The sequence below is a fragment of the Maribacter sedimenticola genome, from assembly GCF_900188415.1.
In the GTDB taxonomy this organism is placed as follows: Bacteria; Bacteroidota; Bacteroidia; order Flavobacteriales; family Flavobacteriaceae; genus Maribacter; species Maribacter sedimenticola.
On record NZ_FZNV01000010.1, the window covers coordinates 38,937 to 53,503 of the forward strand.

Genomic DNA, 14,567 nt, shown 5'->3' on the forward strand with positions numbered 1-14,567 from the left:
ATGGCCTTTTTTTTTATGAATGTAATAATAATCTACCCAGAAATACATTGACAAATAAAATTTTAGCATCAATTATAAACACATCAAAATTCGTAAAAGGATACTGGTCAATCAGCACGCATTTACCACGCTTTTTGTTACATTTAAAGAATATATGATGAACATTGATATGAAAAAATTTCTATTTCTTTTAATTACCATATGCACCGCCCAAAGCTATGCCCAAGATTCTACTTTAATAAAGTCCAAAGTGGCCAATGCCATTACAGAACTTAGGGATTTCGTTTTATTACCAAATGATGCCAATAATGCAGATGATATTGATACCAACCTGTATTGGCTAAGAAAAAAATTTACGGAAAGAGGCTTTAACTCATCCATTCTGGAAACGGAAGGTTTACCCCTATTTTTTGCCGCTTTGCCCATAGACGACAACAAACCAACCATTTTATTCTATATGCACTTTGACGGCCAATCTGTGGACATTTCAAAATGGGACCAAAAAAATCCGTACGAAGTGGTATTAAAATCTAAAGAAGGGGATGGTTGGAAAACCGAATCTTTTGATGCATTGAATGACGATATCAACTACGACTGGAGACTTTTTGGACGTTCTACATCAGATGATAAAGGACCTATTATCATGTTTTTAAACGCAATTGACATCTTACAAAAGGAACAAAAAACCCTACCCTTTAATATCAAAGTAATTTTGGATAGCGAAGAGGAGAAAAGTAGTGCTCCATTGCCAAAAGCGGTACGTGTCTATAGGGATTTATTAAAAGCGGACTATTTAATCATCAATGACGGTCCGGTTCATTCCTCTGGCAAACCCACTATTGTATACGGTTGTAGAGGTATCACCACATTGACCATTACTACATATGGTCCTTTAAGACCACAACATAGTGGACACTATGGTAATTATGCACCAAACCCTGGAATGCAACTAGCCCATTTATTGTCATCTCTAAAGGATACCGATGGCAGGGTTCTCGTCAACGGATTCTATGATGGTATAGAACTAGATGAAGCTACTATGGCAGTTTTAAAAAGTGTACCTGACAATGCCAATGAAATAAATACAAATTTAGCAATTGCCAATCCGGAAAAGGTAGGCTCTTTTTATCAGGAATCTTTACAATATCCTTCCTTGAACATTAGGGGGCTGGGTTCCGGTTGGATCGGTAAGAATGCAAGAACAATCGTACCTGCAGAAGCAACCGCAGAACTGGATATAAGATTGGTGCCAGAATCCGATGGCAATAGGTTGAAATCCTTAGTGAAAGAACATATTAAAAATCTTGGTTATCATGTAATGTCCACGGTCCCTACTAGGGAAGAACGTATGAAATTCGATAAAATAGTTACCATTATGGAAGGAAACGTAACGGATGCCTTTAGAACAGATTTGACCAACCCTTTTGGCAATGCCTTAGTGAAGACCATGGAATCCAAATTTGGCGAAAAGCCCGTACAGATTAGAATTATGGGTGGTACCGTGCCTATATCCCCATTTATCAATGAATTAAAAATACCGGCTTTTATCGTGCCTATGGTCAACCCGGACAATAATCAGCATAGCCCTAACGAGAATTTAAAAATAGGACAGATTGCGTATGGAATACAATTGTTCCATGCTATACTTCATAGTACCACCGTTCCTGAATAATTCGTTTTAACAGTTACTAACAAAGGTTTACAAGTGCCTTAACGGAAATTATAATTGATTTTTGTTAGTTTAAAGGTGAACTTAAAAAACGAAGAAAATGGGAATTATAAAAGATAATAAAAAGTTTAAAAGAAAAGTTGAACAAAGTAACCCTACCAATCCTACTGGAAATACGGATGTAGATACCAATAAATTTGATATTGACAAGGGTACAATAAAAGATCAACAAAATAAGATGTAACGATATTGACCTTAATACAAAAGCCCGATCTATATAGATCGGGCTTTTTATTTGATATCACTATAGCTTTTTAGGCCGAGTTTCTACTTGCATTAATGTTGCCATATAAAGATCGGGTAACAATCTTCTCATACAATTCCTTATACTCGGTTCCTTCTCCAATGCGTTGAAGGGCATATTGTTGAATAACCAATAACGGCAATACTATATTTTCCCTTATATTGATTGATTCCCTGGATATGGCTTCTTTTTCCATTAAAATTTCCATACCGGACAATTTGAGCAACATTGCTTTGGAAAGTTCATACTCAGCATGTAAAATATCCCAAAAAGCACCATATTCCTCATTTTCCTTCATATAGCTTGTAAGCTCAAAATAGCATTTGGACAAACTCATCATACTGTTCATCATCAAAGCTTGGAAAAAAGGTACTTGGTCATATAACCTTTTTGCCTCTTCAAACCTGCCATCATCCTCCAAGGTCTTGAGTGCGGATCCTATTCCATAATATCCAGGAACGTTTTGCTTTAATTGGCTCCAAGATCCCACAAAGGAGATTGCACGCAAATCACTAAGTTCCAGTTTGGCCTTATTACCACGTTTACCCGGCCTACTACCAATATTTGCCTTGGTGTAATATTTAAGCGTACTCATATTTTCCAAGTACGGCATAAATTTGTCATGGTGTTTTAGAGCGTCATACTTTTTAAAGCTCAATTCAGAAAGTTCTTCGATCAATGTCCTATCAGCATCGGAAATAGTTATTTCCTTTCCTAAAATGGTATTGGACAGCCCTGCAGTCAATAGCTGCTCACTGTTATAGATAAACTGTTCCTTTGTTCCATACGTACTGGTAATGGTCTGTCCCTGAATGGTCAATTGAATTTCGTTATTGGCCACTTTATTGGTCTGCGCTGCATAAAAACGATGTGTTTTTCCGCCACCCCTTGCCGGTGGACCTCCCCTACCATCAAAAAATATTGCCGCTATATCATTTTCCTCACATACGGCGGAAAGTGATTCCTTGGTCTTTAAAATGGACCAATTGGCTTTGAGATAACCACCATCTTTGGTACCATCAGAAAAGCCTAGCATTATAGTCTGCTTTTTATTCCTATCCTCCAAATGCGCCTTGTATTCCGGTAAATTGAACAAGAACTGCATAGTTGCCTCGGCATTGTCCATACCGTTCATGGTTTCGAACAAAGGAACAATGTCAAAAGTAATATTCTTGCCTGACCAACCACACCATCTAAACAAAGCGTAAACAAAAAGTATGGAGAATACATCTTCAGAATTACTTATGATATAACGGTTACAGCCTTCCTCCCCATTTTTTTCCTGAATAGTCTGTAATTGCCAAATATTTTTAATAGTATCCTTTACGATTTCCTCGTCATAATCATTAGCTGTCAACTGAAGGTCTTCATGTAATAAAATATCTATGAGTCGGTCTTGGGATAATTCGCTGAGTTCGGTTTTTATTAGGCCATGTTTTTTTAAAACCTCGGTCATTACCTTAGTATGCATACTATGGTCCTGACGAATATCTATTGTAGCAAAATGTACCTTAAAAATTTTCACCTTATCTATAAAACGATCTAAATCGCTTAAGTAAAGACTCTGGTATTTATCAATTAAAATTGCACGAATTTCTTCCAAGGGTACTATTAGATCATCATAACCGATATCCTTAGTACTATCAAACATAGCAATATACAAATTGGACCGAAGTTTATGCAAAGGTTCCTGCACCGCCTTGAACGTAAGTTTATGCAACAATCCTTTAAGATCATTGTAATAGCATTTCATTAAGGTCAACCGTAGTTCGTTCATTACATCCTTGGTAATATCTGCCGTTACGAACGGGTTACCGTCACGATCTCCACCAGGCCAAAAACCTAACTTAACAATATCATGGTTCTCAAACTTTTTAGCACCAACACTTCCCTTTATATAGGCATACATATCACCAATGGCATCATAGTACACATGTCTTAGGGTATAGATAATATTCTTGGCCTCATCTAAAGGAGTGGGTTTTTTAGCATTGATCAAAGAGGTAAGGCCTAATTGCTGTAACCCCACATCTATTTCATCTATTTTATCTTCAAGGATAAGCGTCCTTAAATTGGTAATAATATCAAGAACCGCCGGGGTATAGAATTGTGTAGGATGGGCCGTTAAAACAATTCTTGCACTAAACGTGCTTAACTTGTCCCAAATGGTATCCCACGCATTGTTCTTCTCAACCAACTGAAAATAGTCCTTTAACGATAATGAACTAGAGTGCTTGTGCAATTTTGGAAACGCCGCATCTTCCACACTATCATAAAGCACCACTTGGCGCTCTACATATTGTATAATGCGAAACATAAAATCTATTTGCTCCTTTTCAGATTTTGTATCCACAAAATTCTCAAAAAAGTTTTCTAGGATTTCCTGGGGATTTAACCCGTTGCTCAACCCTTTTTCCGACTGATTCAGTAATAAAGGAATTAGCATACCTACATTCTCAATATTCTCGTACGGAAGATTAAGAAATAGACTATTGTAAACATTAAACTTATTCTGGACAGACTTCTTAAATTCTGCCAACCTTTCTTTTTGCTGCATATTTCAAAAACTTTATGCCACTAACTATTTGGCAAACATGATAAATTTCGTGTATAAATATCGCTAATCCTAAAGAATCTAGGGCATGATTTTAGCGAAATATCAGAATACTGGCAGGATACCACAAAATTGTACGTATTCACAACAAATATTCCAAAAAACCGCACTACCCCTATACCTTTACTTTGTAATTAAGTAAATAAATTTTCATTTTCATATAGTGTTCTCGTAAAAGAGTCTTGTCTACAAAGCAAGACTCTTTTTAGTTTATACCACTTTTAAAAAAAATCCTTATACTGCATTACACGAAAATCCAATGTAGTAAACTCCGGGTTGTTCAATTTTAATTTTTTGTAACGTTCCAAACTCCCAACTGCCCTATTTGCAGCCCCGGATGGTGCCGTTAACGATACGGTCTTAATCTCCACTCCTGTTTTTGGATGAATAAACCTATGTATCCTAGGAACCTCATCGCTAATTTTTTTTAAGGAGATACCGTAATCCTTTAAGTGCTTACGAAAAAAATATTCCGGACCATTTTTACTGTTACCCCCCGTAAACAATAATGTTTCTACTTTAGGATATTCCTCAAGATAGGATAAAACATTACGCAGAACAATTTGTTGCATGCCAATATCGGAAGCATCTATTTTATTTCTTTTGGCCGCAGCGACTATATCACATATACCAATTTTATGTTGTTTAAGAAAGCGCTTTCGTTGGTCTACCGCTTCTTGTGTGGTCTCAAACCTTAAGTTTAAATTGAAGATACGGTCCAATATGGGCCATAATTGACCATCACGACTGCCATAACAGAAGTCTACATCACCCTCCTTTAATTCTCCGGTGGTAAACCTTGGTGGCGGCAAGGTACCTACAATTAACTTTACCGTATCTTTTTGTATAAATGGTTTGTAAGGATGGGTATGTAAAAACATAAACGGGTCAAGGGTTTAATTACATGAGTCCAAGAAAATAACCATTCCTTTCTAAATTACTAACTTTAAATGAATGTATAAACTTAAATTATGGGCAAAGGAGACAAAAAATCTAAAAAAGGAAAAATTTCAAATAATTCCTATGGAGCCAGAAGACCTAGGAAAATTAAAAAAAGACCTACAGTTGAAGAAAAAATAAAGGTGAGCAAGAAAAAATAAAACTATTCATCTATTCTAAATGTCAGCGCTATATTTTCCTCTTCATCAATGGTTATTTGATACGTATAAAAACCAACAGGCAATGTATCTGAAGGCACTTCCTCAGGAAAATAATTATAACTTGTTGAATCTGTTAAAATGGTCAATGCTGTAGTTTGGTATGCCGTATCATATTCCAAATATGATGAAAATTCATCAGGTGCAATATTTTCATAAACGGTGTCGCGTTGGGTTACCCGTACCTCGTTAAAAAAGAATGAGGTACTATTTTGTATCCTTATGTTGACCATATCAATATTATCATCCCTATCGGTACAAGAAAACAAAAGAACCAAACCAAGAACAGCAAGTAAAAATACCCTTTTCATATATGTTATTTAACTATAGTCAATAACGTAAAAGCGTAGATAATATTTTACCTTATAAATACGGGCTGGTTCTGTTTTACGGTATGTTCTGGGCTAAATTGGTAATCATCCAAATTAAATCCTTTTATTTCGTCCAAGGTATTTGCATTGTGATCAATGATATATCGTACCATAGACCCCCTAGCCTTCTTAGCAAAAAAACTGATGATTTTTAGTTTATCATTTTTCCAATCTTTAAAAACGGGAGTAATGATAGTTGCCTTAATATTTTTGGGCTGTAATACATTATAATATTCATTACTGGCAAGATTGACCAACAATTCTCCTTCTTTCATCTCATTATTTACAAATTTGGTTAGCCTATCTCCCCAATATTCGTACAGGTTTTTTTTTCTTCCAATTTTTAACGAGGTACCCATTTCCAATCTGTAAGGTTGCATAAGGTCCAGAGGTTTTAAAATACCGTATTGGCCCGATAAAATTCGTAGCTTTTGTTGGAGTTCCATTATTTTATCCTCTGACATGGAATAGGCATCCAACCCTTGGTACACATCTCCACTAAACGCAAAAATTGCCTGCCTGGCATTTTTTGGTGTAAAAGGAGTGGTAAAATCTTGATTTCGCTGCCAATTCAATTCTGCCAATTTATCTGATATGGACATAAGCTCTGACAGGTCCTTAGGTTTTTTCTTGGACAATATCTTATTGAGCTTAATGGCATCATCTATAAAATTGGGTTGCGTATATTCCTTTACAGGAAGTGTACTCTCATAATCCAATGATTTGGCCGGCGAAATAATAATTTTCATAATGCAATTTTATTTGACTATAAAAATAAAGAGGAAATAAGGGAAGACCAATAGAATCTTATATAAGACTTTTAATGATACTATTGAAAAATCCTATTCTATACTGTTTTTAGTGTATTGACGCCACTTTTCTATAGCATTGACCATATCTTCCGGTAGTTCAGAATCAAAACTCATATGCTTGCCCGTGACCGGATGAGTAAATCCTAAAGTTTTAGCATGTAAGGCTTGTCTGGGCAGTAACTTAAAGGTGTTTTCCACAAATTGCTTGTACTTGGTGAAGGTAGTACCTTTTAATATACGTTCTCCCCCATAACGCTCGTCATTGAACAAAGTATGTCCTATGTATTTCATATGCACACGTATTTGGTGCGTTCTACCGGTTTCCAATCTACACGAAACCAATGTAACATACCCCAAACGTTCCAGTACCTTAAAATGCGTTACAGCTTCTTTACCTTCTTCACCATCTGGAAAAACATGCATCTGTAGCCTGTTTTTAGGATTTCTTCCTACATGTCCTTCAATAGTACCTTCATCTTCCTCCACATTACCCCAAACCAAGGCAATGTATTCACGCTCAGAAGTTTTATCAAAAAATTGCTTTGCCAAATGGGTCATTGCGGCTTCGGTCTTTGCAACGACCAACAATCCGGAAGTATCCTTATCTATCCTATGAACTAATCCTGGTCGTTCGTTACTGTTTACCGGTAAGTTATCCGTATGGTGTATAAGTGCATTGATCAAGGTTCCCGAATAATTGCCATGACCGGGATGTACTACCATACCTGCAGGTTTATTAACCACCAAAAGCACTTCATCCTCATAGACAATATCCAATGGAATATCTTCTGGAATCAATAAGAATTCATGTGGTGGATGCTCAAACATGACTTTTACCTCATCTCCCGCCTTTACCTTGTAATTAGATTTTACGATTTCGTCATTTACCCAAACATGACCATCTTTTGCTGCTTGTTGAATTTTGTTCCGTGTAGCGTTCTCTATAAAGTTCATTAAAAACTTATCTACCCTTAACGGCACTTGACCTTTTGAAGCTATAACACGATGGTGTTCAAAAAGTTCGCCATCTTCATTTTCGGGTTGTTCAATATTACTCATTCCTGTTCTGAATCTGCCTTTATTATAGCACGTTCCGGTATTGAACCATTACCACAAATCAATTCTATTTTTGATGTCTTAGGTAATTTATCACCTGGCTTAATATATTTTCCCTTAAATTTTAATTGGTACACCATATCCTTACCCAATTCATCTACATAAGTAACGCGCTCAACATCCAGACCAACAGCCTTTAGCATAGAGGAAGCATTTCTCTTGGTTACTTGTATTATTTTTGGCACGGTCACTTTCTTATAGCCAGAAGGGTTTACGGTGAAATATATTTTCCTATTGGTCTTTACCTTGGCCCCGGCAGAAGGGGTTTGTTCTATAATAGAAAACCTAGGATAATCTGGATTGTAATTCGCCGAATCTAAAACCTCATATCTAAGACCTGCATCTTCAATGGATTTTCGCATTTCCATGACCGATTGTTTAGAAAAGTCCGGAACCTCCACAAATTCACCATGATTAGTGGTGCTTTTAAGCCAATTCAAGACTAAAAAAATTATGATTATGGAAAATAAAAGGGCGAGACCTAACTGAATTAAAAAGGTCTTACTCCTTAAAAAATTTAAAAAATTTCTCATACGTACAGTTTGACCCAACAAATATAGTAAATGCCCCCTTACCAATTGGCGGCTTCTTTTCGTAAGTTCCCTTCAACTTTATCAACCCTTAACGAAAATTAATGGTGGATGTCCCTTTTTTATTTTGCTCCAATACGTCATCTTTGCCATAACATTCTCTTTTTGTATAATTCATGAAAAAAAATATAGCAATTATAATGGGCGGCTATTCCAGCGAATATAAAATTTCGCTTAAAAGTGGCAATGTAGTCTATACTTATTTGGATAAAGAACAGTTTAATCTATACCGTATACATATTTTTAAGGATAAATGGGTTTATGTAGATGATGCCGGTACAGAAGTACCAATTGACCGTAACAACTTTTCCATATCTTTAAATGGCACCACCATAACCTTTGATTGTGTTTTTAATGCCATACATGGAACGCCAGGAGAAGACGGACTTATGCAGGCCTATTTTAAATTGCTGAACATACCGCATACTTCTTGTGGATTTTACCAAGCCGCACTTACCTTTAATAAAAGAGATTTGCTTAGTGTTTTAAAACCTTATGGCATAAAATCCGCCCCTGCCTATTATTTGAATTTAGGGGACAAAATCAATGAAACAGATATTATAAATAAAGTGCAATTACCATGTTTTGTCAAGGCCAATAAATCTGGTAGCAGCTATGGTATAACCAAAGTCTATAAAAAGGAAGAATTAAAAAACGCCATTGCCACAGCCTATAAAGAGGACGATGAAATTATTATTGAAGGTTTTTTGGAAGGTACGGAAGTTTCTGTTGGTGTATTAAAAATCAATGGAGTTACCACGGTATTACCTATTACGGAGATTGTAAGCGAAAACGATTTTTTTGATTACGAAGCCAAATATGAAGGTAAATCCCAAGAAATAACCCCGGCAAGAATCAATGACGAGCAACTTGCCAATGTAACCACCGTATCCAAAAAAATATATGACATCCTAAAAATGACCGGTTTTTCCAGAAGCGAATTTATTTTCATTGGCAATGAACCGTATTTGTTGGAGATGAACACCACACCAGGATTGACCACAGAAAGTATTTTACCCCAACAGGCCAAAGAAGCAGGTATAACCTTGCCCCAGCTATTTGAAAATGCCATTATAGAAGCATTGTCCTAATTTGCCTATATTTAGAACGTAAAATTCATTTATGAGACGCGCAATTTTTCCCGGTTCTTTTGACCCCTTGACCTTGGGGCACCATGATATCATTATGCGGGGTATTACCCTCTTTGATGAAATAATTATTGCCATAGGTAAGAATGCCGATAAAAAATATATGTTCACATTAGAGCAGCGCATGAAATTCATTACTGAAACTTTTAAGGATCAACCTTCCATTTCGGTAAAATCCTATCAAGGGCTTACGGTAGATTTTTGTAAGAAAGTAAACGCCAATTTTATTTTAAGGGGACTAAGAAATCCTGGGGATTTTGAATTTGAGAAGGCTATTGCCCATACGAACAGAAAATTATCCGAGATAGAAACCGTGTTTTTATTGACCTCATCGGGCAAATCCTATATCAGTTCCTCTATTGTAAGGGATGTAATACGTAATAATGGTGATTATACCGGGCTGGTACCTCCTTTTGTAAGAAAATAGAGAAAAAGACCCTTTACACCACACAAAAACAGTTTTCAACAACATTTATTAATAAAATGACAACAAATCGGCTTTAAAAGTTAGAATATTCCATTATTTTAGTAGGAAAATTCTTTCCGACTATGCTAAAATCAAATAAGAGTATCATATCGTCCTTAGATTGGATTGCACAAATTCCCTCCTCCATTGCAATCATAGATACGGATCTAAGATTAAAAAGCGCTTCTCCAAAATGGCTTTCAACATTTAATTTTAGTTTAGAGAAAATCAAGGACCAACAAATTCCTGACCTATTTCCACAATTAGGACCAGAGTTCCAAACCCGGTTATCTTATAGTCTAGATGGTCTCAGGGATATAAAATTTAAGTATAGCCCTATCCATCAAACGGATACACAGCAAAATTCTTTTTGGCATTTAAACCCTTGGAAAGATGGTTACGGAAATATAATTGGTGTTATCATTAAAGTAGAAACCATATCAAAAGCTCAAGAACTGCAATGGGAACTAAACAAGACCAAACGCCTTCTAAATCAAAAGGGTTCCATTGCACAAATAGGCAGCTGGGAATACGATATCAAGGAAAACAATTTACAATGGACACCTTCAGTATACAAAATTTATGGTGTTTCCAATGAGTTCATACCTACTATAGAAAATGCCATTCATTTTTATTTACCTGAAACCTCTAGAAAAACCATAAAGGATTCCTTGGAAAATGCCATACAATCCGGTTTACCTTGGAATGAAAAATTACAATTGAAACAAAAGGACGGTACCGTAATCTGGGTAAACTCTATAGGGCGTCCAAAATTTAAGAATGGAAAGTGCACAAGAATAATTGGTACCCTACAAAATATTACCGATACCATTCTAGCAAATTCAACAACGCTCACCGTAGAACCAACCAAGTATCCCTTGTTTGAAAAGGTCCCTTTTGGTTTAGCTATTATTGATCGGTCATCTGGGCAAATTAAAGATGTAAACAATAGACTTCTACAACTCACGGAATTTGAGAAAACGCATTTCCTTCAACGACATTTCACTGCATTTATCAAAAAAAATCAGCAAACGGACTTTATTATGCTTAGTAAGCAATTAAAGGAAAGCGGTGAGTTCAGTGCATTTAAAACTACATTTACCACCAAGAACAAAAAGAATATTACTATACAGATTTCCGGGGCTATTCTTCAGGATGAAATAGATGGTAATCTACTTTGTACAATTGAGAATATCACATCACAGAGCAACCTGGAAAGAAATTTCAAGAAGACCATTAGGGTATCCAAGGAAAAAAATGAAAAGTTATTGAACTTTGCCCATATGGTATCTCACAACCTTAAGACGCATGCCACCAACTTTTCATTACTGCTTAATTTTTTAAATGCAGAAAATGGCGCGCACGAACGCAAGAAATTAATGCATATGTTGTTTAGTGCATCTGACAACTTAACGGAAACAATAAAAGGATTAAGGGAAATTGTTGAAGTACGTTCCAATATTAATCTAGAAAAAAAATCACTTTCCCTCAACGAACATGTTTTCCTAGTAGAGCAAAATGTAGCCGGTCTATTAAAGGAGACCAAAGGTAAAATTGTCAATGAAATAGCAGATACGGTAACAATTAATGCATTGCCCGCATATCTCAATAGTATTTTGACCAATTGCATTACAAACGCTATCAAATACAGAAAAGAAGGAAAAAGTCCCATAATCATAATTAGTGCCAAGGAAGAAAAAAATTATACGGTATTGAGCATTGAGGACAACGGAATTGGTATTGATCTTGAAAAACATGGCGACAAACTCTTTGGCCTTTACAATACATTTCACAGAAATAAGGATTCTAGAGGAATTGGCCTGTATATTACCAAAAATCAAATAGAGGCAATGAACGGTAAAATAAGCGCAATAAGCACTGTAGGACAAGGAACAACCTTTAAAATTTATTTCAATAAAAATTGATGGAGATTATCTAAAATTGAACCTATTTCCTATTACACAACGTAATTTGAAACATTCACAACAAATTTACCTTAAACCTACAAACACCAACTAATTTAGTAAGAAATTACATCGATATGATTAAAGTTCCCCAAACATCGAGTACCTCTTTTATAATAAAACAGCTGCCGACACCAACGGCATTTGTGGATACAAATTATAATGTTATACATGCATCTGACAAATGGATGCAATTGTTTAAAAAGCACACGACAACACATAAAAAGTCTAGCCTATTTGAATTGTTTCCCAACCTAAGTCCTAAATGGAAGAACGTGCTTGAAAACTGTTTTAAAGGTAATCCCCAGCCATTAGGTATACACCAGGCAGAAGACGACAAGAACAATGAGTTGTGGTATGAGTGGTCCAATTCTCCTTGGTACGATAACAATGAAGAAATTATTGGTGCCATTATTCAGATTACGGATATCACAGATTCTATAAATAGCGAACTGGAACTTAATAAAAAAGACCTTTTACTAAAGCAGCAGTCTGAAATAACCAAAATTGGTAGATGGGAATATGATGTCAACAATAATATCCTGACCTGGTGTAACATCACAAAGGCAATTCATGAAGTTCCGCCCCATTTTACACCTAATATTGAAAATGCCATTTACTATTATAAAGAGGGCCATAGCCGTAATGCAATATCCATGGCGCTATTTGAAGCTCAGGAAAAGGGAAAGGCATGGAGCAATCTAAAATTACAGATCGTAACCGCTAACGGAAAAGAAAAATGGGTTATGGCTGGCGGTAAACCAATTTACCACAATGGGGAATTAGTTGGTTTAATAGGTACATTCCAAGATATACAAGACCAGGTAGATGCGGACAACAAGACCTTGAACAATGAAAAATTATTGAGGACCTTGATTGACAATCTACCCGTTAACGTATATATAAAGGATACGGAATCCAGAAAGATATTGGTCAATAAAGCGGAGTGCGATTTTCTAGGCGTTGATAATCCCGAAGAAATTTTAGGAAAGAGCGACTTTGACCTCTATCCTGCAGAATCAGCTGCCAGATCTAGGGAAGAGGACTTAATGGTAATGAATACCTTAAAACCCATTATCAGTAAGGAAACGCTTAACATAAAATTAGACGGCAAGGAAACCTCCTTCCTAAGCTCCAAGATTCCATTACTCAACAATAAGGGTATTGCTTATGGTATTGTAGGTATAAGCTTGGACATCACCGCATTAAAAGAAAAGGAAACTGAATTAAGGAATATTATCAACATTGCATCTATCCAAAATAAGAAACTGTTGAATTTTGCGCATATCGTATCGCATAACCTAAGATCGCATTCTGCGAATTTCAGCATGCTGCTCGACTTTTTAAACGATGAGGAAGATGAGGATGAGAAAAAACGGATTATTAAGATGCTATCTGATTCCTCCAATAATTTATTGGAAACTTTGGATAATTTAAACGATGTTATTTCAATCAACACCAATACCAACATTGAAAAAAAATCAATTAATTTATACAAAAAGGTATTGGATGTACATCAATATTTAACAGGATATCTTCTTAACAACAAGGCAGAGATAAAGAATACTATACCCAAAACGTTTAAGGTAAAATCAGTACCTTCTTATTTGGACAGTATATTAAACAATTTCATCACTAATGCCGTAAAATATAAGGACCCCAAAAGAAACTCTAAAATTGTACTAAGTGCATCTAAGGAAGATGGTTATTCCGTATTGACCATTGCGGACAATGGCTTGGGAATTGATCTTGAAAAACATGGCAAAAAATTATTTGGCATGTACAAAACGTTCCATGAGCATAAAGATGCTAGAGGTATTGGTCTTTACATAACAAAAAATCAAATAGATGCCATGAACGGTAAAATTGAAGTGAGCAGTGAAGTAGGAAAAGGAACGGAATTCAAAATATTCTTTAATGACAAAAATTAGTGAGATCACTATAATCGATGATGATGCTATTACGGTTTTTGGTTTAAGAAAGTTAATTAGCCTTGCCGTTGAATGCGATATTATTGAATCTTATGCAAACGGGTTGTTGGCCATAGATGCCATGAAAGAAAAACTACATAAAAATAAACCTATCCCTAAAATATTATTTTTAGACATTAATATGCCTATAATGGACGGATGGGAATTTTTAGAAGCGTTTATACAATTACCCATTAAGGATAGGGTACGAATTAATATCGTTACCTCTTCCATAGATCCCTATGACAAAAAACAATGGGAACATTACAGGACCAAAAGCCACCATTTGATCACGTTCAATCAAAAACCAATTGATAAATCCAAAATAGAGGATATTACAAAAATTGCCGAAAGCGTAAACTAATGATTAAATTTGTGCTTGTTTA

General features: G+C 35.7%; 14 protein-coding genes. 8 read left to right on the forward strand and 6 right to left on the reverse strand.

The features are described 5' to 3' along the window. The first annotated feature begins 169 nt into the window (after nt 1-169). Both CHB68_RS17350 and CHB68_RS18640 read left to right on the forward strand, forming a co-directional pair. On the forward strand, nt 170-1,672 hold the full coding sequence (locus CHB68_RS17350; RefSeq protein ID WP_089263099.1) for a M20/M25/M40 family metallo-hydrolase: 1,503 nt from the start codon (nt 170-172) through the stop codon (nt 1,670-1,672). A gap of 97 nt (nt 1,673-1,769) precedes the next feature. Continuing rightward, nucleotides 1,770-1,913: a hypothetical protein gene (locus CHB68_RS18640; RefSeq protein ID WP_179213228.1), complete on the forward strand. Its 144-nt coding sequence runs from the start codon at nt 1,770-1,772 to the stop codon at nt 1,911-1,913. A 70-nt stretch (nt 1,914-1,983) separates the two neighbouring features. Here CHB68_RS18640 and CHB68_RS17355 read toward each other — a convergent pair whose 3' ends face one another. Together CHB68_RS17355 and CHB68_RS17360 are read right to left on the reverse strand one after the other, a co-directional pair. Then, nucleotides 1,984-4,530: a phosphoenolpyruvate carboxylase gene (locus tag CHB68_RS17355; RefSeq protein ID WP_089263007.1), complete on the reverse strand. Its 2,547-nt coding sequence runs from the start codon at nt 4,528-4,530 to the stop codon at nt 1,984-1,986. Nucleotides 4,531-4,808: 278 nt separating this feature from the next. Continuing rightward, nucleotides 4,809-5,468, reverse strand: coding sequence for a uracil-DNA glycosylase family protein (locus tag CHB68_RS17360; RefSeq protein WP_089263009.1), 660 nt, complete (start codon nt 5,466-5,468; stop codon nt 4,809-4,811). 90 nt (nt 5,469-5,558) lie between these two features. Between CHB68_RS17360 and CHB68_RS17365 the strand changes: the two genes are divergently transcribed. Beyond that, nucleotides 5,559-5,687 carry a 30S ribosomal protein THX gene (locus tag CHB68_RS17365; protein ID WP_089263011.1) on the forward strand — a complete coding sequence of 43 codons (129 nt, stop codon included), beginning with the start codon at nt 5,559-5,561 and terminating at the stop codon, nt 5,685-5,687. A 2-nt stretch (nt 5,688-5,689) separates the two neighbouring features. Here the strand turns inward: CHB68_RS17365 and CHB68_RS17370 are convergent, their stop codons facing one another. The 4 genes from CHB68_RS17370 to CHB68_RS17385 form a co-directional block, all read right to left on the reverse strand. Beyond that, nucleotides 5,690-6,055, reverse strand: coding sequence for a hypothetical protein (locus tag CHB68_RS17370; RefSeq protein ID WP_089263013.1), 366 nt, complete (start codon nt 6,053-6,055; stop codon nt 5,690-5,692). A gap of 47 nt (nt 6,056-6,102) precedes the next feature. Beyond that, nucleotides 6,103-6,864, reverse strand: a complete 762-nt coding sequence (yaaA, locus tag CHB68_RS17375; RefSeq protein ID WP_089263015.1) for a peroxide stress protein YaaA — start codon at nt 6,862-6,864, stop codon at nt 6,103-6,105. Nucleotides 6,865-6,957: 93 nt separating this feature from the next. Then, on the reverse strand, nt 6,958-7,986 hold the full coding sequence (locus CHB68_RS17380; RefSeq protein WP_089263017.1) for an RluA family pseudouridine synthase: 1,029 nt from the start codon (nt 7,984-7,986) through the stop codon (nt 6,958-6,960). Then, the gene (locus CHB68_RS17385; protein ID WP_089263019.1) at nt 7,983-8,576 is read right to left on the reverse strand and encodes a PASTA domain-containing protein; all 594 of its coding nucleotides are present in this window, start codon (nt 8,574-8,576) and stop codon (nt 7,983-7,985) included. The genes CHB68_RS17380 and CHB68_RS17385 overlap by 4 nt, the downstream gene beginning before the upstream one ends. A gap of 173 nt (nt 8,577-8,749) precedes the next feature. Between CHB68_RS17385 and CHB68_RS17390 the strand changes: the two genes are divergently transcribed. The 5 genes from CHB68_RS17390 to CHB68_RS17410 all read left to right on the forward strand — a co-directional run bounded on the left by CHB68_RS17390 (nt 8,750) and on the right by CHB68_RS17410 (nt 14,545). Beyond that, nucleotides 8,750-9,724: a D-alanine--D-alanine ligase gene (locus CHB68_RS17390; protein ID WP_089263021.1), complete on the forward strand. Its 975-nt coding sequence runs from the start codon at nt 8,750-8,752 to the stop codon at nt 9,722-9,724. Between the two features lie 31 nt (nt 9,725-9,755). Further along, on the forward strand, nt 9,756-10,208 hold the full coding sequence (coaD, locus tag CHB68_RS17395; protein WP_089263023.1) for a pantetheine-phosphate adenylyltransferase: 453 nt from the start codon (nt 9,756-9,758) through the stop codon (nt 10,206-10,208). Nucleotides 10,209-10,330: 122 nt separating this feature from the next. Continuing rightward, a complete protein-coding gene (locus CHB68_RS17400; protein ID WP_089263025.1) occupies nt 10,331-12,172 on the forward strand; it encodes a PAS domain-containing protein in 1,842 nt (613 codons plus the stop codon). A 116-nt stretch (nt 12,173-12,288) separates the two neighbouring features. Continuing rightward, on the forward strand, nt 12,289-14,142 hold the full coding sequence (locus CHB68_RS17405) for a PAS domain-containing sensor histidine kinase (protein WP_089263027.1): 1,854 nt from the start codon (nt 12,289-12,291) through the stop codon (nt 14,140-14,142). After that, nucleotides 14,129-14,545: a response regulator transcription factor gene (locus tag CHB68_RS17410; RefSeq protein WP_089263029.1), complete on the forward strand. Its 417-nt coding sequence runs from the start codon at nt 14,129-14,131 to the stop codon at nt 14,543-14,545. The genes CHB68_RS17405 and CHB68_RS17410 overlap by 14 nt, the downstream gene beginning before the upstream one ends. Nucleotides 14,546-14,567 lie beyond the last annotated feature (22 nt).

Coding starts and splice junctions, on each gene's coding strand:
- CHB68_RS17400 (WP_089263025.1), top strand. CDS start 10,331: ATGCTAAAATCAAATAAGAGTATCATATCGTCCTTAGATTGGATTGCA.
- CHB68_RS17370 (WP_089263013.1), bottom strand. CDS start 6,055: ATGAAAAGGGTATTTTTACTTGCTGTTCTTGGTTTGGTTCTTTTGTTT.
- coaD (WP_089263023.1), top strand. CDS start 9,756: ATGAGACGCGCAATTTTTCCCGGTTCTTTTGACCCCTTGACCTTGGGG.
- CHB68_RS17350 (WP_089263099.1), top strand. CDS start 170: ATGAAAAAATTTCTATTTCTTTTAATTACCATATGCACCGCCCAAAGC.
- CHB68_RS17365 (WP_089263011.1), top strand. CDS start 5,559: ATGGGCAAAGGAGACAAAAAATCTAAAAAAGGAAAAATTTCAAATAAT.
- CHB68_RS18640 (WP_179213228.1), top strand. CDS start 1,770: ATGGGAATTATAAAAGATAATAAAAAGTTTAAAAGAAAAGTTGAACAA.
- CHB68_RS17390 (WP_089263021.1), top strand. CDS start 8,750: ATGAAAAAAAATATAGCAATTATAATGGGCGGCTATTCCAGCGAATAT.
- CHB68_RS17380 (WP_089263017.1), bottom strand. CDS start 7,986: ATGAGTAATATTGAACAACCCGAAAATGAAGATGGCGAACTTTTTGAA.
- CHB68_RS17385 (WP_089263019.1), bottom strand. CDS start 8,576: ATGAGAAATTTTTTAAATTTTTTAAGGAGTAAGACCTTTTTAATTCAG.
- yaaA (WP_089263015.1), bottom strand. CDS start 6,864: ATGAAAATTATTATTTCGCCGGCCAAATCATTGGATTATGAGAGTACA.
- CHB68_RS17360 (WP_089263009.1), bottom strand. CDS start 5,468: ATGTTTTTACATACCCATCCTTACAAACCATTTATACAAAAAGATACG.
- CHB68_RS17405 (WP_089263027.1), top strand. CDS start 12,289: ATGATTAAAGTTCCCCAAACATCGAGTACCTCTTTTATAATAAAACAG.
- CHB68_RS17355 (WP_089263007.1), bottom strand. CDS start 4,530: ATGCAGCAAAAAGAAAGGTTGGCAGAATTTAAGAAGTCTGTCCAGAAT.
- CHB68_RS17410 (WP_089263029.1), top strand. CDS start 14,129: ATGACAAAAATTAGTGAGATCACTATAATCGATGATGATGCTATTACG.